Below are 18,281 nucleotides of genomic sequence, written 5' to 3'. Positions count from 1 at the left end.
AAATGAATAAAACGATAACCGTAACTTTTTGCGTATTCGCAATTCTACTGCCTGTCATGGGTTTCGCCCAAACAGACGGCGATTACAGTAATCTACTCCAATTTTTAAAAGGAGATGGCGCCTTTGAAAAATGGTTTATGGAGGTTTTTACCAAATTAGATAATAGTGTACAAGATAGCGCAGCAGGATCTGCTTTGGTAGGAAAAGCGATAGGCGGATTAGGCGCTCTTATGTACCTCGGATATATGGGTTGGCAAATGGCAGCAGGAGATAGAGAATGGGAAATCACCCCAATGCTGAAACCAATTCTTATCGGATTTACACTTGTTTATTGGAGCGGATTTGTCAATATGATTCAAGCGCCATTTGAAGCCATTGCAGAACCAGGAATCTCAATTTTCAGTGAGATAGAGTCTGAAGTCAATGATTTGCGGGTCGAGAGATTTAAAAAGCAACAGCAATTGCTCGATGCTGTTATAAAACTGAAAGCGGAAGAAGATGCGAAGCAGGAAGTCATTGAGAACACTACCGAAGATGCAGATGATTCCTGGTTTGACATCAGCGAGGGATTAGATAAACTCATTCAGCCCATCAAAGAATGGCAGATAAGAATGGAATTCCAAATGCAGAAATTAGTTGCAGAACTTATTGAATTTTTTTGCCTTTCCATTCTTCGGGTTTGTGTTTATCTCATTTTCTTCATTCAAAAAATATGGGCTTACATCCTGATTATTTTAGGGCCGATAGCCGTGGGGATGGCTCTTGTCCCTGGATTTGAAAGCTCTTTATATAGCTGGGTGTCCAAGTTCATCAATATTAACCTTTACACTTTTGTTGCCTACACCATAATCAATATTGGTCAGCAATTAATTGCTTCAGGCTATACAATGGAGATTGAAAGGTATGATACACTTTTATCCAACGGAACAATCACCAACCTTGATGCTTTGATGGTTTATGTTTCAAATTCAGGAATGATCTATAATCAGCTGTTCACCTGTGTTGCTTATGTTGTTACAGGAATCGGGGTTTTAATGACCCCAACCATTGCAGACAGTATTGTTTCAGCCGGAGGAGCGGGGACGATGACCAAAATGAAAAATGCTGCAGGAAAAATGGCAAGCAGTGCAAAAACAGCAATATTGGCAGCCAAAACAGGAGGCGCTTCAGTAGCAGCAGCTACAGCAAAAAATGCAGCAGCAGGTTCTGCATCGGGAAGAGCTCAGGGAGCGATGAAAAACGGAAAATAACCTTTAAAAAATACCAAAACAAAATGCTTATCAAAAATATAGAACAAAGAATTAAGATCAACAAGGTCGTTTCATTATCTGCCATTGCTTTTGCTGTTTTCATTGTTATTGCGGGATTTTTTTTTGCATACAGAATGATCGAGGATTCCAGAAAATCAATTTACATTTTAGACAATGGCGTTCCGGTACTTGCCAAGCAGACTGATGTTTTGCTTAACCGACCTGTTGAATATAAAGCTCAAATTGAATTATTCCACCGATTGTTTTTCACACTCGCTCCTGATGACACCTATATCAAAGATAATATTCAAAAGTCATTATATCTCATTGATGACAGCGGAAAAAAAGAATATACCAACTTAAAGGAAAAAGGATTTTACAATCAGATCATCGCCTCTAGTTCAATGGTAAGTATCCATACCGATTCAATTGCACTCAATATGGAAAAGAAGAAATTTTCTTTTTTTGGGAAACAGATGATCACACGAAAATCTTCTGTCATCACCAGGAAGCTCATCACCGAAGGATTCTTTGAAGACATCATTAGAAGTCCCAATAATCCTCACGGTGTGATTCTTAAAAACTGGCGAATCATCAATAACGAAGAACTATCCAATCAAAACAAAAACTCTTACTAAAATGAATACGACATTAAAACAAAAGGGTCAGAAGTGGCTGCAATGGGCAGTTCAAAATCCAAAGAAATTCTTCACCTATTCAATGATTCTACTGTCGGTTTCATTTATTGGGTCTATCATTCAAGGTGTCTTTTTCCCTTCCGACAGTACGTTCAAAATCAAACCTCCGGTTTTATACTCTAAAAATAAAACTACTCAAAATCTGAGCGTAAACAATGAGAAAGAAATGGAGAAAATTGTGACTGAACTTAAAACTTTAAAAGTGAAAAGAGACCAAAACGAACTGAAAAAAGAAGACAGCTTACGAATTGACTATCTGTTTAACCAATACCAAAAATTAAAAAATGGACATTAAAAAAATCAATTTTAAAGAAAAAAAATATGTTTTGCCACTATTGGCTCTACCGTTTCTTTTTCTTTTTGCTTACGTAGGAGCGCAGTTTGTCAAAGAGGACACGTCTGAAAAAGACAAGCCAAAAGAATTATCTCTTTCATTGGGCGACACTCAGGATTCTATTATGACAAAAAATGATGCTTATGATGCGTTTTTCAAAAAAGAGGATAACAGAACAATGCTTGGTGGATTGGATAAGGAAGAAGATAGTTTATTGAACTATGATGACCAATTGTCTTTAGCTCAAAAGAGAAAAATAGATTCATTAAAAGCAGTCAATGGCAGACAAAATCAATATGAGGCAAAAGGAAAGCAATCCTCATATTACAAGCCAAATCAACAGCAAAGGGAAGATAAAGATTACAACAGGTCTTCGGAAATCATCAAAATGCTGAATGACAAATCTTACGGAAACCAGGAAGAAAAATACGCTGATACACCTAAAGAAAAGACACAAAGTGTCCAACCAGACCCTGTAAAATATCTGAAAGAACAAATGCTCGTGATGGATTCTTTAGAAAAATCCCGTGATCCTGAGTACCAAAGTAAACTCGCAGCAGAACAAAAACTGAAGTCCAACAAAGAGAAAATGGAAGATTTTCTTAATTCAACTTTCAAGGTGAGCAAATCCGGAATCAACAGTGGTTTCAATGCTTTCTATAAGGAGAAAGAAAACAGCTTTATCAAAGCGGTCATTGACGAAAATAACAAAGGTTTTCTGGGAAGCAGGATCAGATTCCGGTTGCTGGAAGACATCTTTGTCGGAAACAAAAAAATAAGCAAAGGTTCCATTTTATATGGTCAAATCTCAGGATTTTCCATGCAAAGAGTAAATCTGAATATTGTGTCGGTTTTTACGAAAGGAGAAATCTACCCAGTCAACCTGTCCATTTATGATATTGATGGAATGAAGGGATTATACGTTCCACAAAGTGTTTTCAGAGATATGATGAGGGAAATGGGAAGTAACTCCGTACAAGGAACTCAGATGGATATGGGCGGAAAAGGATTCTTCTCAAGCATTGGATCCAGCCTGTTTACATCAACATCCAAATCAATTGCCAACCTGATCAAAGAGAACAAGGCAAAATTGAAGTACAATTCTTATGTCTTTTTAATCGACGAAAAACAACTGAAAGAATCACAAAACCAACAAAAAAAATAAATCAATGAGAACTTTATTATACACCCTTTTAATTTTCGCAGCTCAATTTTTCACAGCTCAAACAGCAACCAAGGAACAGATTATTTCCGACTTACCGGAAATTGAAATTACCGAAGGGATCAATCTGCATATTATTTCGCCTGAGCCCATTCAGTATGTGGATCTTTCAACAGAAAAACTGACTGGAGATTTACCAGCCACAAATATTGCCAGGATAAAAATCACAGACCATCCTGATTCTGACGAGAAGGGAAAAATCAAAATACCATCGGTTCTTTTTAATGGAGATAAAATCGGAGTGATAACCGTCGTTGCTCAATCTTTCATCGCTCAGTACAAAGTTGTTTACAGAAATCAGGACAACCTAAACACAATTACCAATATCCATATTCAACCCGAAGCGATGCAACCCATTGAGTTTGAAAAAATGGTTTTTTCAGATCTTGAATTAAGAAAATTCGCAATGGACATTATTCAGAAAAAATCTGAGAAAAATCCGATAAGGGAAGAAAAAAATCTCAAACTAAGCTTTCAGCTCAATAATGTCTATGTAATAAGCGACTATATTTTTTTAGATATGACCATCAAAAACAATTCTAATCTGAGCTATGACATTGAGGATTTGAAATTCTCCTTAGAAGATAAAAAAATCCATAAAGCAACTAATAACCAAAGTGTAGGTCTTACCCCAATTTTACAACTCAATCCTCAAAAACATTTCAGAAAGAATTTCAGAAACATTTATGTTTTCAAAAAATTCACCTACCCGAACTCTAAAGTAATGATGATAAGATTAATTGAAGAACAACTCTCTGGACGCACCATCGAAATGAAAGTTAACTATTCTGAAATTCTTAAAGCCGATACCTTTTAATTTTTTTATTATGGAATACTTAATTGACAATGTGAAAAATCTTTATATCGTTCTATTATTTACAGTGATTGTATTAGTGGTTTTAGATATAATTTTTGAAAAACGAAAAAATAGAAAACTAGAAAGGGAACTTGAAATCTATAAATTGGAATACCAAAAATTGGAAAAACATTTCAGTGAGTTTAAAGATAATGTGTTGAAAAATATTGAAGATGCAAGCTGCTCATACATTATTAAGAACGTCGAAAAAAGAGGAAATGAATTAATTAATCGATTGAATCTGTTGAATGCCAAACTTGTTAAAATACAGGAACATCATAAAAATTTGCAGGAACGGCAACAGAAGCTACACGATAGTTTACTAGATGAACACAAATTACTGAATCAATATTTCGAAAATTATTCTTAATGCAAGAGCAACAACACCAAATAAAGATCTATGGCTTTTTACAAAAAACGGTGTACGCAGTCGTAGCACTCGATTGTGCTTCGCTTTTCTACCTTAATGGCAATGTTCCGGTAGTATCAAACTTGTTGAAGAATTTTTCAAAGCTGAGTTTTATTTACCCACCTATCAATGCCAAATTTGCAACATTGATTCTGATTGGATTAGTGGCTGTCGGAACAAAAGCCAAGAAAAAGAAAGACCTTAATATTAGTAAAGAGATTATTGCTCCTATGATTTTGGGATTGCTGATGATTTTTTCTTCACTGGTTTGGCAGAATGAAGCAGGAAATGAAAAACTTCCAAGAGTGTTTCCCGGATTCAATCTCTATCAGGTAATCTATGCAGTTCTTTCTTTTTTAGGAGCAGTTATACTTCAAATGGGTGCAGACAGTATTTCAAAACTGGTGCAGCAGAAAATGGGAAAAGACCGATGGAATGTTGAAGAAGAATCCTTCGATCAAAATAGAGAATTGGTGAACACTGATACTTCGATTAACATTCCTTATATCTTCAGATATAACAATAAGACTTATGAAGGGTATATTAATATTGATCCTTTTAGAGGAACGATGGTCATCGGAACACCAGGTTCTGGAAAGTCGTTTGGTGTCATCAATCCTGCCATAAGACAAATGATCGCCAAAGGTTTCTGTCTCTGCATCTACGATTTTAAATTTCCTGATCTAGCACAGATTGCATACTACCATTATTTGTTGAAAAAAAGTAAGGAAGCAGACTACGGTTACAATTTCCACGTCATTAATCTGAACGAGGTTGAAAAATCAAAACGAGTCAATCCATTTCATAAGAAGTACATCCAAACTTTAGCAGAAGCCCAGGAAATGGCAGAATCAATGGTTTCATCTTTGCAAAAAGGAGGTTCCAGTTCTGGAGGTGGTTCTGAAGCTTTCTTTACCCAATCTGCGATAAATTTCCTTTCGTCCTGCATTTATTTTTTTGCAACATTCGAAAATGGAAAATATTCTGATTTGCCTCATATTCTTTCCTTTATGAATAGAAGCTATAAAGAAATTTTCGACACGCTTTTTACCAATGAAGAAATTTTCTCTTTGCTGTCACCTTTCAAGACGGCCTATGACAACAAAGCATTTGACCAATTGGAAGGACAAATCGGAACACTCAAAATTTTCCTTTCAAGATTGGCAACTAAAGAAAGTTTTTGGGTGTTTTCAGGAGATGAAGTGGAATTGAAGATAACCGACAGAGATAATCCTTCTATTATTATTCTGGCATCAGACCCGGGAACACAGGATATTAATTCTGCATTGTATTCTTCGGTATTAAACAGGACTTTAAGATTGATCAATTCCAAACACAATTTGCCGGGAGGAATTATCGCAGACGAATTTCCGACGATTTACATTCATAAAATTGATAACATCGTAGCAACTGCAAGAAGCAATAAAGTCGCTGTAATGCTTGGACTTCAGGAAATTCCGCAGCTCAGACAGTTCTACAAAAAAGAAGTTGCTGATACAATTTCTGCCATTGTCGGAAATATTCTTTCCGGATCTGCCAGAGACAAAAATACATTGGATTGGTTGGAAAAACTTTTCGGAAAAATTAAGCAAAAATCATACTCACAATCCATTTCTCAGCAAGGAACAACCACCAGTATCAATGAAAAGATGGATAATATGATTCCGGCAGGTAAAATAGCAGCCTTGAAAACCGGAGAAATGGTAGGAATGATCGCACAGGGAGTAGAAAATGATGCTGAGGAGTACAAAACCTCTGCAGTCAGCGGTAAAATTAATTTGGATAAGAAAACCATTCAAGAAGAAGAAAAAAACTATGTGAAAATGCCCTCATATTACTCCTTTGTGGATAAAAAAGGAGTTAACCGAAAAGAAGAAGTGTTGATGACCAATTTTAGAAAAATCAATAAAGAAGTGGAACTCATTGTAAATGAAAATATAAAAGCTGCATAAAATGAAAAAACTAAAATACATATTTACTTTGATGGCATTGTCCTGCAGTTACTTATCATTTGCGCAATTCAATACGATTACAGCAACAATACAAAAGAAATCTGAAAATCCGAATGTATCAGAAAAATCTAATATCGAAGAAACGGTACAACGAAAGAAGGCTAAGAAATCTTGGAAGCAAGTTTTAAATATCACCACTAAATCAGATTTAAAAAATGAAACCAAAGGTTCGACGAAATGGCTAACGAGTCAAATCGATTCTTTGAAAATGTTGATGAAAGAGTATAGCAGTGTAAAAGAAGTACAAAGAAATGAGTTTCAAAAACTGAAAGATTCTTTGATGTTGCTAACACAGAATAAATTAGAAGAAACAAAGCAAACATCAAAAAAACAAAGCTTTTTCAGCACGTATGATTTGGTTGAAGAACCGGCAGCATATTTTCCAAAAATTGTAATGCCTCTTAAAAACAAGATCACCATTACATCTTCTTATGGGACAAGAACTCATCCTATTTTCGGAACAAAAAAAATGCACAATGGGATTGATTTAAAAGCCAGCTATGAAAATGTCTATTCTGTAATGGATGGAATCGTTACTTCAGCCGGATGGGATTCTAAAGGTGGAGGGAATTACATCAAGGTAAAACATTTTAACCGTTTTGAAACATCTTACCTGCATCTCTCAGAAATATATTATCAAATAGGAGAAAGAGTAAAAGCCGGCTTTATCATTGGAAAAAGCGGGAATACCGGAAACTCCACAGGTCCACATCTGCATTTTTCGGTAAAAGAATTCGGACAAAGCATCAACCCTTCTCATTTTTTAAATGACCTTATTAAAGTAAACAATTTAATAGCAAACCATTATGAACACTAATACTTTACCAACAGACGAACTAAAAAAATACGGAATTATCAATGAAGATCTGTCATTCTCTAAAAAACTAAATGCAGATGATATTCAGAAATTTCTGAAGGGATACACCATTGTGGCGGACAACGACAAAAACAGGGCAACTTTTCAGCTTACGGATAATAATACTCAATTGAAAGTTATCTTTCTAGAAAGAGACAAAAGTATTTCTGAAATTCTTGTAAACAGTAAAAACAAAATTGAATACAGCGAAATTCAAGACATATCAAATCAAAAAGAAGCTGGATTTTCCATTGAGAAAAAAGCTTTCATTTTCGATAAAGAAACCAACAAAATAGTTGAGTTTGATTTTATTAAAAATGCAATAGAATTGACCGCAATTATTGCAGATAAAAAAAACACAGAAGAACTTAACCGTTACAAAGCAGAACTTCTAAAACTTAAATCTTTTCTGCAAGATAAAATTGTTCAGTTCCCAGAAATGGCAAAAGAAATTACGAATGATTTGAATATTGTGTCCAAGGAATTCAATACGGTTGCTGGAATCTCTGAAAAGCAAAATCACTCTCAAAAACAGGAAAAATCAAACGTACAACTGAATGTGAATGACCCCGATGTTTATCAGGATGCCAATCGAATGAGAGAAGAGGAAAGCCAGGAGCAGGACGAGGAAATTCAAAAATCGAGAGGATTCAGAAGATAAATTAAGAACTTGAAAAATGGAAGAGAATCTAACCTGGTTTGATAAGAATATAGTTCCCAGAACGAAGTCTTATAAAAATTTTGTGAAGGAAATCGAAAACACTTCACCTGAACAGTTTTTTCGGGACGGGGAGAGGCTGTTTACTGATAAAGAGAAAAAGTTTATGTCCATTCACCAATCTAAGGGAAGAGAAGTTATCATAGGTTCAAATTTTACATTGAAAACAATTTTTCATTCAAATCCCGATCTCGTTATTAGGGATACATTTAACAATACTGCTGAATTAGTCAGATTTATTGAAAAGCAGCAACTAGCCAATAAACATTTGATTTTGCAAAATAACAGGGCGTCTACTGAAATCTCTATAAGTAGCGAGTCAATAAAGCAGAAATTTCTCTCTGATCTCTGGGCTCAGGAATTGGAGAAAAAAACTGATTTAAGTTCCGGATTGGCCTATACACAAATTGATGAAAAGCAAGCTCATCATTATCGAAATTATGAAGTTGAAGCTGCAAAGTTATCATCAGAAGGGGTTCATGAAATTGAAATGACTGATCTGGAAGAAAATGCAGACTTTTTTTCAGATGAAGGTTTTGAAGAAAATTTAACCCCTGCATCTGACCTTCCGGACGGCTGGACCTGGAACGATTACGAGGATGGAAGTGGTTCGCTGAAGAGTCCAAGCGGTCATAGGTATTACAGCTATGATATGCAAACTCAGGAATATACATTACCGTACGGTCGGCGAGAATGGACAGGTATGAGAGATTTTTATGACGCTCCAAAAAGTTTGAACGAATTCAAAAGCTATGTCGAAAGCGACTTAAAAGCAAAAGCAGTGCAAAATAATCTTTATCCGAAACTTTCCGAAGAGGAAAAAAATGATATTCTCAATTACAGGATCTTTATGAAAGAAAACGAATTCATACTGGGGAACTTGCAGATCACAGCGAACCAAAGAAAAGCTTATTCAGAAAAAATGGAATTCGGAACAACAGATGGAGATTATTCTCTTACAAAGGCACAAATGGACACAATCCCAAATGTTATTGATGGTCATACGCTGTCAAAAAATGACAAATACGAATTGGCTTTCGGCCTATTGGAAAAACAGCTATATGGGGAATCCTACGAATTATTGGATAACGGTGAAATTCTAAAAAATTATCTGGATGAAAATGTTTTTTCAAGACACAGAATATTAACAATGAATGATATAAAATTTAACAATCAAAACCCAAACATTATGGAAACACAGAACGAATATGAACCATCTCAGTATCCGAAATTTCAATTAAAATATCTTGGTTTCGGAGAAGGAGAACAACTGCACAAAGATTTAGAAAATGGGATTAATGCTCCCGAAAAAGAGTTCGAAATTAAAACCACTTCCGACAAAACGATGCCTGGAAATGAAATGGAATTCACATTAAAATTCAATAAGATAGAAAATGGAAGTGTCTTTATGAATTTTTATAATGCTAAACTCACTAAAGAAAATGGCGACGTTATCTCCCATAATTTTCCGGTTAACAGGGTAAATACATTTACAGCTAAAGAAGCAATAAACTTGTTAGAAGGGCGGACAGTTAAAATAGAATTTCACAATCCGAAAACCGAAAAAATAGAACCTGCATTTGCCAAGCTCAATTTTAACGAACCCAAAACTGAAAAAGGAAATTATAATTTCCAGAATTTCTACAAAAATTATGGTGTTGATACGGCTCAGATCGTAGAAAAATCCAAACTGATCTTCGATAAGCCGGAATGGAAGGAAAGTACCATAAAATCTTTGGAAAAAGGAAATATCGTCAAGGTAAAATTTGAATTGGACGATAAAGTGGTAGAAGGCAAAGCGGTGCTGAATCCGCAATACAAAAATCTGAATCTGTATGATTCCGATATGAACAGAATCAACACCAACAAGCCTTTAGAAGGTTTGGAACAAGACAACAGGCACGAAAAAAATAACGTGAAAGAACAAAGTATTAAACGATAGATAAAACGTACAACCAATCATTTATTTCCCAGCGGTAAGTCAAATTAATTAGGCTGCCGCTTTTTTAAACCCTATATCTATGAAAAAACTTTTAATACTACCCAGCTTGTTTTTTCTTTTTGTAAGCACTTCCTGCCACAAAGAAATCAAATCCGAAAAAGGAGGAATCGATGTTGTCTCCAATGTCTATTTTGATGTTTCCAAAAATCTGGACAACATCCAAAGCTTTCATTTGTCAAGCCTTAATTATTCGGGAGATTCCATTATAGAAAGGATTCCGGATGCTGATGCTCCCGAAATAACCCAACAGATTTATTTCATTAAAGATTCATTGTGCTATACCATTGAAAATGAAAATCCCGGCAAAATTATTCTGTCAGACATCATAAAGAAACAAAAGCCTCTTCCTGTTGAAAAGAAAAAAGGAGGAACATTGTTTTCTCAGGAAAAAATCCCCAATTACAGAAACAGAAAAAATCTGAGTGATACGGTTTTGTTTAAGAAAAAATACAAACGATTTGAAATCAACTCACCTTGGATGTATACCCGGTTTTACATTTATCCCACGGATACTATTTTACCGTACTCTATTTACAAACACGCGGAAAAGGACTACCACGGAAGGCTCGAAAGGATTGATTCTTACAATAAAAAGACGGACATATTCGTGACTCTTCAATTAATATCAAGAAAAAACTGGGACAGTGAAACCAAAGAAATTTTTGAATTTAACCACTTCATAAAAAACAGAAAAAAGTGAAAGATGAAGATTTTTTTAATGAGATAAATGATGACATTTCTGTAGTTGAAGGAAATAAAAAGGAACTTATTGTTTTCACAAACAGTAAGGATACGCTTTCATTCTTGGAGCTTCTTCAATTGAACAAGCAAGTCAATAATAGAACATTGATTACCCTTAATTCAGGTTCAAATAGCAAAAAGTTCCTCAATAGATACCAGAATTATGATGGTAAAATGTTTCTTTGTCTTACCGGGGATAGAACGGGAAATGCAATAACCAGGAAAATTCTTACAGAATTTAATGGCAAAAATATCAAAGACGTTCGTCCTTTGTATGAAATTTCTGAAAATGGGAATCAAGACCTGACCGAATATCTACAGAATAAACTCAAGCTTCAAGATAAAAATACTAATTTAGTTGAACCAAAAATTTCTGAAAATGAAAGCAATGCAATTGAATCCGGAAGAACATCCGATTCTCAGCAAGTGGGAAACGGAACACCTGAACAAAACCCTGGAGAACCTAGCCCTAAGATCCAATCCGAGCAAAACGGAAGTTACGGAAGCGGACAAGCAGTGGGCAGCAACAATGCTGGAAATGGACTTGCAAGCGCAGAGCGGAGCAATTTGGGAAACCGAGACCGAGGAAGAGGATCCTATGACGACTCACAACAGAATAATGTTGGAGAGACTCAAGGACGTTCCGTGGGCGGAATCGTACCCGGGAGAACTGTATCCGATAGAAGAAGACCTGATGGAGGACTTTCCGAGATAAGTGAGGAGTCAACAAATAATGTAGAGTTAGATGCTCTTATTTCAAAATATAAAGGGCAAAAACTGAATAATGATCAAGTTGCAGAAGTAGTTTCTGCAGCTTGTTTTGTTTCCGACAATCACAAAATTAATCTGAAGGAAAATCTTAACATCACTTATGACTTAATAGAAATTTGCAGCCAATTCCAAAGTGGCGGGACGGCAAAAGAAGGGAGAGGGATTTTAGACGAATATTATACGCAGGAAAAAATTGTTGATTCAGTTCATAATTTAATTAAAGACCATTTCAAAACTCAAAAAGAGATTTCCGTTTTAGAACCAAGTGTTGGAACTGGAAATTTCATCTATGCTACTCACGGATTATCTGTAAATTCTAAAATTACAGGTTTTGAAATCAACGAGACCACCGCAAAAATTGCTAAAATTCTGCATCCCGAATCTGACATCAATCTTCGTTCGTTTGAAACTGAATTCATTGACGAAAAAGGAAATAAAAAGGACTTTTCTCAGCAATACGATTTGGTAATTGGAAATCCGCCCTATGGTGAACATCGGGGACTTTACAAAGGGTTGGGAGAAGAGCCTAAAATTTCAAAATACGAAGATTATTTCGTTAAACGTTCACTTGACTCTTTAAAACCAAACGGCGTTTTGGCGATGGTTCTTCCATCAGGTTGGCTCAACCGACAAAAGAATTTGCAGAATGCTAGTGTTTTGGAAGGTTTCCGTTTACCCAATGGCGCTTTTGCAGGAACACAAATCGGAACCGACATTATCATTCTAAGAAAAAACACTCAAAATATCTCGACGGATATTTCTAATTATTTTGAAAATAATCCAACAAGAATTTTGGGAGAAACCCGAGAAAAAACCAACCGTTTTGGTCGATTAGAAAAATATATTCACGGTAATTTAGATGAAGCTTTATTTAAGATTGAACAGTTTAAAAATAGGAATGAAACCCAGCGGATCGGAAATCTGTTTGAAGATTTGTTTTTAGAGGAAGAACCTAAAGCTGAAAATAAAGTTCCTGTACCCAAAAAAGGAAGTGCAGAAATCGAAGATTCTACGAGGATTACAAACCAAAATGAAAATGAACTCAATGTAAGAGAAACTCAAGAAAAAATTGACCAGGTACTTTCCAAACTTAATGACATCAAGTTTAAATCTCCCACAATTACGACTGAAATTAGCAAGTATCAAAAACTGCGCGAAGATCTAATCACAAAGCCGAAATCGTTTTCTGATGAAAAATTAAAAGAATTGATTGAAAAAAGTGATAGGATTATTTCTATTTACAATACCAAAAATCAGAACGAGTATAAACTTCAAACAAAACCGGAAATAAAGAAAGGTGTTTTAAAATATCAATTCTCAAAACAGGATGAAATTGTAAATACTTCCTTGCAAAATAGTTCTGATATTACGAAAGAACAAATTGAAGCATTCAGAGATACCTCTTATGACGGCACATTAAATAATCGTGGAAAGCACCATCAGTTTGCGAACTTCATTGATGGAAACTGGGTTCACGATTTTTATTATACTGAAGGAAATATTTACGCAAAACTGGAACAGCTGGAGCGGGATTTTTGCCGAAGTTCGGCTTCCAATTTTTTAATTAATGATAAAATTGGCGCCGGCACTGCCGGTCAATACGAAAAACAAAAAGCATTATTAGAAAATGTACTACCAAAAGCGAAATCGCTAGATGAGATTTATATCAGTCCGAATCACGAGTTCGTACACAAATTTGAGCTAGGTCAAATAGAGAAAGACCAATATAATCATGTTACAAAACGTACCGAATCAGTCATCGTAGATTACAATCTTGCCGAAAGATTCAAAGATTTTCTCGGCACTTTGTCAAGTGAAGCCTTTGCGGGTTCTTCAGCTTGGGAAGTAAAAAGTTTTGTAGATAATGAAACAGTTACAGGAAGCGATAAAGAGAGGAATGCGTTAGTCAGAGAAAGGCGAAAAGCTGCTGCGAATGATTTGTTTTACAAATTTGTCCGGGAGGAACTTTCCGATGATATTAGAAATCGTTTTGTAAAAGACTTTAACCGCAATTACAATAATATATACGTTCCGGATTATTCTAAATTCCCATTATTTTCCAGAATCTATCTGCATTTCAGAGGTCAGGAATTGCGATTGACCGAAGTTCAGAAAGCAGGAATCGGAAGACAGACCACAAAAGGAGTAGGGCTCTTAGCGCACGAAGTTGGTTTTGGAAAAACGCTTTCCGGAATCCTTTCGATGCACGAAGCAATGGAGAGGGGAAATGCTAAAAGACCAATCATCGTAGTTCCCAATGACAGCATTCTGAAACAATGGGTGGAAACCATTTTTGAAACCATTCCCAATGGTAAAGTCAATGTTTTAGGGAATTTGGGGAAAGATTATGACCTTTCAAAATTTGATAATAAAGATGGAGAAATTACCATTGTTACTTATGAGGGTTTCAATAATATTGGATTTTCATCAGAAATTACCGAAGAACTTTCTTCAAAATTCAGTTACATCTCTGCAAACGAAATGAAGGGCATTACCAATACGGAAAGAGACCTCCAAATTGAACTTCAGAAAGAAAAGGAGATTGAGGGAAAAATGAAGCGTGGTAAAATCTATGATTGGGAAGATTTTGGATTCGACCATTTGACCTTCGACGAAGTTCACAATGCCAATCATATTGTAGGAAAAGTAAAAATTGAGGACCGAAGATTTGCTTCCGATTTCAGAAGTCAAAACCAACAGACTTCCAAATTGGGAATCAATACCTGGATGGCAGCTCAGTACATTCAAGACAAAAATGATGGCAGAAATGTAACCTTGCTTTCCGCAACGCCTTTTACCAACAAACCCCTGGAGTATTATTCCATTCTTTCTTTAATAGCAAATAAAAGATTAGAAGAATCGGGGTATTTCAATGTGAATACATTCTTCGAGACCTTTATGGAAGCGGATAATGATATGGAGATTGATGCAAAAGGTGATGTGAAGTTTAAAGCCAATGTTCGGAGATTTAAAAACAATTCGCTGTTTCAACAACTGTTATCTGAATTTATCGATATAAAAGGAGAGGAGGATAACCCTGAATTGATTCGTCCCAACAAAATCAACAAAGAGTATAAAATTGAGCAGAATGATCTGACAAAAGATCAATATGACTTGCTCAATGAAAATTTCAGTGAAACCGAAAAGGGTGCAATTCTAACGCATATTCTCAATGCCCGATTAATTGCGATTTCGCCGTATCTATCACCATACTATGATGATGAAGAACCTTCTGTAAAAGAATTTATAGAAAATTCTCCGAAGTTGAAACAGACGATGGATTTAATAAGGCAGAACAAAAAAGATCTTCCCGAATCCGGACAAATTATTTATTCTGAATTAGCTGTTGCTCAATTTCCAAAACTGAAAGAATATCTCATAACAGAAATTGGTTACAAACCCGAAGAAATCGGAATTATTAATGGAGCGACCAATAAAAATCAAAGGATTTCTATTCAAAATGATTTTAATGAAGGAAAAATAAAAGTAGTTATTGGAAGTGAAGCCATTCAGGAAGGAATGAACCTTCAGGAAAATACAACAGATGTTTATATGCTAACGTTGCCATATAATTTTACTTCTTTGCGACAGGTGGAAGGACGGGCGTGGAGACAGGGAAATAAAAACGAAAATGTGAGAATTAATTTTATGCTGACCAATGACAGTATTGATGTTTTTATGCTTCAAAAACTACAATCTAAACAGGCAAGATATTTAGAAGCTATGAAAAAAGGTGCCGATGTTTTGGACGTATCTGATATTAGCACTCAAGAGCTTAAAACTTCCATCATTACCAATCCCGAAACCCGAGCCAATATTGAAATTGAATTAATGAAAAAAAGGATTGAAAGCGAGAAAAATAAGCATCTCGCAGATAGTGCTTTTGTCTTGAGAAAATACGAAGATGTTTTGAAAGTTCAAGAGTTAGTTACCAAAGCTGAGCATTCATATAATAGAATTGAAGGCTATTCGAAAAATGGCGATGCAAATGCTGAATATTGGGCAACCCAATTACCATCATATCAAAAAACAATTGACCTTCATAAAGTTCAAGTACAAGAAGTAATTGAAAATTTAGCTCAGAAAGGAATAGATGTTACTCAAATTGAATTTCAAACCAAAATGACTGAGGATAAGATTGCGGAACTGGATAAGAAGCTGGAAGAACTTCCAGCAGTTAGAGAAAGTCTAGTAGTTCAATATAAAATTGAAAAGGCGGAACAGTTGAAAATTAATGAGCATAAAGATTATGTAAAAGAGAGGACGATTGAAAATAGTGTTCTGTATAATGCTTTTCTGAAAGTAAAGTCTATTAATGATGTTGAATTTAAAAATTCTTTAGATAAATCACTAAATCAAATTGAAGAAATAAATTTGAAAGATGTACCAGCTGTAATCAGAAAAAGATAAATGAAATATTTTAATTTATACCTAACTCAAGACTGTCATAAAATACAGTATACTACATCCAATAATGATGCAACGGATTTAGCTAATAACAAACATAATTAGTAGATAGATGCTTATTAGTGAGTATAAAGGGCAATACGGATTTGATATTCTGCTTATAATGCAATGTTTAAGATTCAAAGTACATATTATAGCAATTAAAGAAATAATTTCATAATTTTGTTGTGTTGAAAACTTTTAGTAAACATATCAGCTTTATTATCTTACTATGTTTGGGCTTTTTTCTAATTCCAACCATAGGCTATGCTTGTGCAAAAAAAACAGCTAATACAGAACAAAAAAGCTGCTCTAAAGATCAATCTTCAAAAGCAGAACATAAAAGCAGTTGTAAGGATAAGTCCTGTAATAAGTGCAACGATGGTCACGACTGCAACGGTAAGTGTAAACACGGCTCTTGCAAATGTAGCACTTCTTCATCTTCATTAAGTTTACCTATACTGGTAGATATAAAAACAGAAAACCACTTTGCGGAAATTAAAACGCAAAAATTCGGTTTCAAACAAGCCTATTATTCTTCGGGTTACCATTCCTTTTGGCAACCGCCTAAAATAGGTTAAAACGATGGCTTGTAAGCCACAGTTATGTCTTGTCGAAAGCTAATATTAGTTTTCGTAAACTCTCTATTCCTTAATAATTTAAAAAAATTCAGAATGAAATCAATATCAAAAATATTGATGGTAATCATCGTATTACTATCAGCCGTAAATAGTTTTGCCCAAATCAAAAATGCAAAAACAGAAACCGTAAAAATATATGGCAATTGTGAAATGTGTAAAACAACCATAGAAAAAGCGGGAAATTTAAAAGACGTAGCCACGGTAAATTGGAATAAAGATACCAAGATGGCTACACTCAACTACGATAGTAAAAAAACAAATCAGGACGAAATTATGAAACGTATTGCCTTAGCGGGTTATGACAGCGAGAAATTTTTAGCCCCAGATGATGTATATGCAAAATTATCCGGCTGTTGCCAATATAACAGGGAACTAAAACCAGTTGCAAAAGGCAAAGATGATGGTATGAATATGAAAGCCGAACATGCCAACCACAACCCTAAAGAAATGGCTGCCACAACTACGGCAACTACTCAAAATGTACTACAACTGAAAACTGTTTTTGATAATTATTTTTTAGTGAAAGATGCTTTGGTAAAAACTGATGCAGGTAATTCATCTGCAAATGCCGCTGAATTGGTAAAGGCAATAAAAGCGGTAGAAATGGCAAAACTATCTACCGAGGAACATACCGTATGGATGAAAGTAATGAAAGATTTAACAGCAAATGCAGAGAAAATTGCTACAGCTAAAGACGTTTCAAAACAAAGAGAAATTTTCGCTTTACTGGCTGATAATATGTACGAATTATCGAAAGTTTCAAAACAAGAAACACCTGTTTATTATCAGCATTGCCCAATGTATAATAATGGTAAAGGAGCAAATTGGCTAAGCAAAGAAGAAGCAATTAAAAATCCGTACTACGGTTCTAAAATGCTTACCTGTGGAAGCGTACAGGAAACTATTAATAACAAATAAACCCCCTTTATTATGGACAATATGGAAAACCAACACGAAATGCATCATAATCCCGAAAATGAAGAACATAGCGGTAAACATTCTTTAGCAATGTACAAACGCTTTGCGATTATGGCGGTTGTGATGTTCGCAGCAATGTATTTCATTATGTATGCTATGATTGACGGTTTGCAGAACCTTATCCCCAACATAAATAATTTGTATATGACATTGCTGATGGTTTCTGCAATGTTGATAATAGAATTATGGATAATGAAGGGTATGTATGAAAATAAGAAAATCAATTGGGGCATTATAATAATTTCTGCTGCAATAGGTATCTTTTCGTGGTTTGGTATTCGGGAGCAGTTATTTGTTGGTGATAAGGAATTTGTAAAAGGTATGATACCACACCACGCAGCGGCAGT

15 protein-coding genes are annotated in these 18,281 nt (G+C 35.1%); all 15 read left to right on the top strand.

Annotated features, from left to right (window positions below; translation table 11 throughout):
* Positions 1-2: 2 nt before the first annotated feature.
* The gene (locus tag H560_RS0116850; protein WP_027381113.1) at positions 3-1,250 is read left to right on the top strand and encodes a membrane protein; all 1,248 of its coding nucleotides are present in this window, start codon (positions 3-5) and stop codon (positions 1,248-1,250) included.
* 23 nt (positions 1,251-1,273) lie between these two features.
* Complete coding sequence (gene traK / locus H560_RS0116845; RefSeq protein ID WP_027381112.1) at positions 1,274-1,888, top strand: conjugative transposon protein TraK; 615 nt, start codon at positions 1,274-1,276, stop codon at positions 1,886-1,888.
* Between the two features lies 1 nt (position 1,889).
* Positions 1,890-2,243 carry a hypothetical protein gene (locus H560_RS0116840; protein ID WP_027381111.1) on the top strand — a complete coding sequence of 118 codons (354 nt, stop codon included), beginning with the start codon at positions 1,890-1,892 and terminating at the stop codon, positions 2,241-2,243.
* Positions 2,239-3,447: a conjugative transposon protein TraM gene (gene traM / locus H560_RS0116835; protein WP_027381110.1), complete on the top strand. Its 1,209-nt coding sequence runs from the start codon at positions 2,239-2,241 to the stop codon at positions 3,445-3,447. The genes H560_RS0116840 and traM overlap by 5 nt, the downstream gene beginning before the upstream one ends.
* A 4-nt stretch (positions 3,448-3,451) precedes the next feature.
* Positions 3,452-4,321, top strand: a complete 870-nt coding sequence (locus H560_RS0116830; protein ID WP_027381109.1) for a DUF4138 domain-containing protein — start codon at positions 3,452-3,454, stop codon at positions 4,319-4,321.
* 10 nt (positions 4,322-4,331) lie between these two features.
* Positions 4,332-4,730: a hypothetical protein gene (locus H560_RS0116825; protein WP_027381108.1), complete on the top strand. Its 399-nt coding sequence runs from the start codon at positions 4,332-4,334 to the stop codon at positions 4,728-4,730.
* Positions 4,730-6,721, top strand: a complete 1,992-nt coding sequence (locus H560_RS0116820) for a type IV secretion system DNA-binding domain-containing protein (RefSeq protein ID WP_027381107.1) — start codon at positions 4,730-4,732, stop codon at positions 6,719-6,721. Before H560_RS0116825 ends, H560_RS0116820 begins: the two co-directional genes overlap by 1 nt.
* A gap of 1 nt (position 6,722) precedes the next feature.
* A complete protein-coding gene (locus H560_RS0116815) occupies positions 6,723-7,598 on the top strand; it encodes a M23 family metallopeptidase (RefSeq protein WP_027381106.1) in 876 nt (291 codons plus the stop codon).
* Positions 7,588-8,298, top strand: a complete 711-nt coding sequence (locus H560_RS0116810) for a hypothetical protein (RefSeq protein ID WP_027381105.1) — start codon at positions 7,588-7,590, stop codon at positions 8,296-8,298. The genes H560_RS0116815 and H560_RS0116810 overlap by 11 nt, the downstream gene beginning before the upstream one ends.
* A 16-nt stretch (positions 8,299-8,314) precedes the next feature.
* Complete coding sequence (locus H560_RS22550) at positions 8,315-10,297, top strand: hypothetical protein (protein ID WP_051289369.1); 1,983 nt, start codon at positions 8,315-8,317, stop codon at positions 10,295-10,297.
* Positions 10,298-10,376: 79 nt separating this feature from the next.
* On the top strand, positions 10,377-11,057 hold the full coding sequence (locus tag H560_RS0116800) for a hypothetical protein (protein WP_027381104.1): 681 nt from the start codon (positions 10,377-10,379) through the stop codon (positions 11,055-11,057).
* A complete protein-coding gene (locus H560_RS21895; protein WP_081413998.1) occupies positions 11,054-16,279 on the top strand; it encodes an Eco57I restriction-modification methylase domain-containing protein in 5,226 nt (1,741 codons plus the stop codon). The genes H560_RS0116800 and H560_RS21895 overlap by 4 nt, the downstream gene beginning before the upstream one ends.
* 303 nt (positions 16,280-16,582) lie before the next feature.
* The gene (locus tag H560_RS0116790) at positions 16,583-16,765 is read left to right on the top strand and encodes a hypothetical protein (RefSeq protein ID WP_027381103.1); all 183 of its coding nucleotides are present in this window, start codon (positions 16,583-16,585) and stop codon (positions 16,763-16,765) included.
* A 224-nt stretch (positions 16,766-16,989) separates the two neighbouring features.
* Positions 16,990-17,874 carry a DUF3347 domain-containing protein gene (locus tag H560_RS0116785; protein ID WP_027381102.1) on the top strand — a complete coding sequence of 295 codons (885 nt, stop codon included), beginning with the start codon at positions 16,990-16,992 and terminating at the stop codon, positions 17,872-17,874.
* Between the two features lie 12 nt (positions 17,875-17,886).
* Positions 17,887-18,281: hypothetical protein (locus tag H560_RS0116780; RefSeq protein WP_034753117.1), on the top strand; the 395-nt coding region annotated here is incomplete at its 3' end.

This window comes from Chryseobacterium daeguense DSM 19388 (assembly GCF_000430825.1).
In the GTDB taxonomy this organism is placed as follows: Bacteria; Bacteroidota; Bacteroidia; order Flavobacteriales; family Weeksellaceae; genus Chryseobacterium; species Chryseobacterium daeguense.
Note: the sequence above shows the minus strand (reverse complement) of the source record. Positions and strands in the feature narration are given on the sequence as shown.

Excerpts from the sequence above, each read along its gene's own strand:
- H560_RS0116840 (WP_027381111.1), top strand. The coding sequence starts at position 1,890 with ATGAATACGACATTAAAACAAAAGGGTCAGAAGTGGCTGCAATGGGCA.
- H560_RS0116825 (WP_027381108.1), top strand. The coding sequence starts at position 4,332 with ATGGAATACTTAATTGACAATGTGAAAAATCTTTATATCGTTCTATTA.
- H560_RS0116810 (WP_027381105.1), top strand. The coding sequence starts at position 7,588 with ATGAACACTAATACTTTACCAACAGACGAACTAAAAAAATACGGAATT.
- H560_RS0116785 (WP_027381102.1), top strand. The coding sequence starts at position 16,990 with ATGAAATCAATATCAAAAATATTGATGGTAATCATCGTATTACTATCA.
- H560_RS0116830 (WP_027381109.1), top strand. The coding sequence starts at position 3,452 with ATGAGAACTTTATTATACACCCTTTTAATTTTCGCAGCTCAATTTTTC.
- H560_RS0116815 (WP_027381106.1), top strand. The coding sequence starts at position 6,723 with ATGAAAAAACTAAAATACATATTTACTTTGATGGCATTGTCCTGCAGT.
- H560_RS0116820 (WP_027381107.1), top strand. The coding sequence starts at position 4,730 with ATGCAAGAGCAACAACACCAAATAAAGATCTATGGCTTTTTACAAAAA.
- traK (WP_027381112.1), top strand. The coding sequence starts at position 1,274 with ATGCTTATCAAAAATATAGAACAAAGAATTAAGATCAACAAGGTCGTT.
- H560_RS0116850 (WP_027381113.1), top strand. The coding sequence starts at position 3 with ATGAATAAAACGATAACCGTAACTTTTTGCGTATTCGCAATTCTACTG.
- H560_RS0116800 (WP_027381104.1), top strand. The coding sequence starts at position 10,377 with ATGAAAAAACTTTTAATACTACCCAGCTTGTTTTTTCTTTTTGTAAGC.
- H560_RS22550 (WP_051289369.1), top strand. The coding sequence starts at position 8,315 with ATGGAAGAGAATCTAACCTGGTTTGATAAGAATATAGTTCCCAGAACG.
- H560_RS0116790 (WP_027381103.1), top strand. The coding sequence starts at position 16,583 with ATGCTTGTGCAAAAAAAACAGCTAATACAGAACAAAAAAGCTGCTCTA.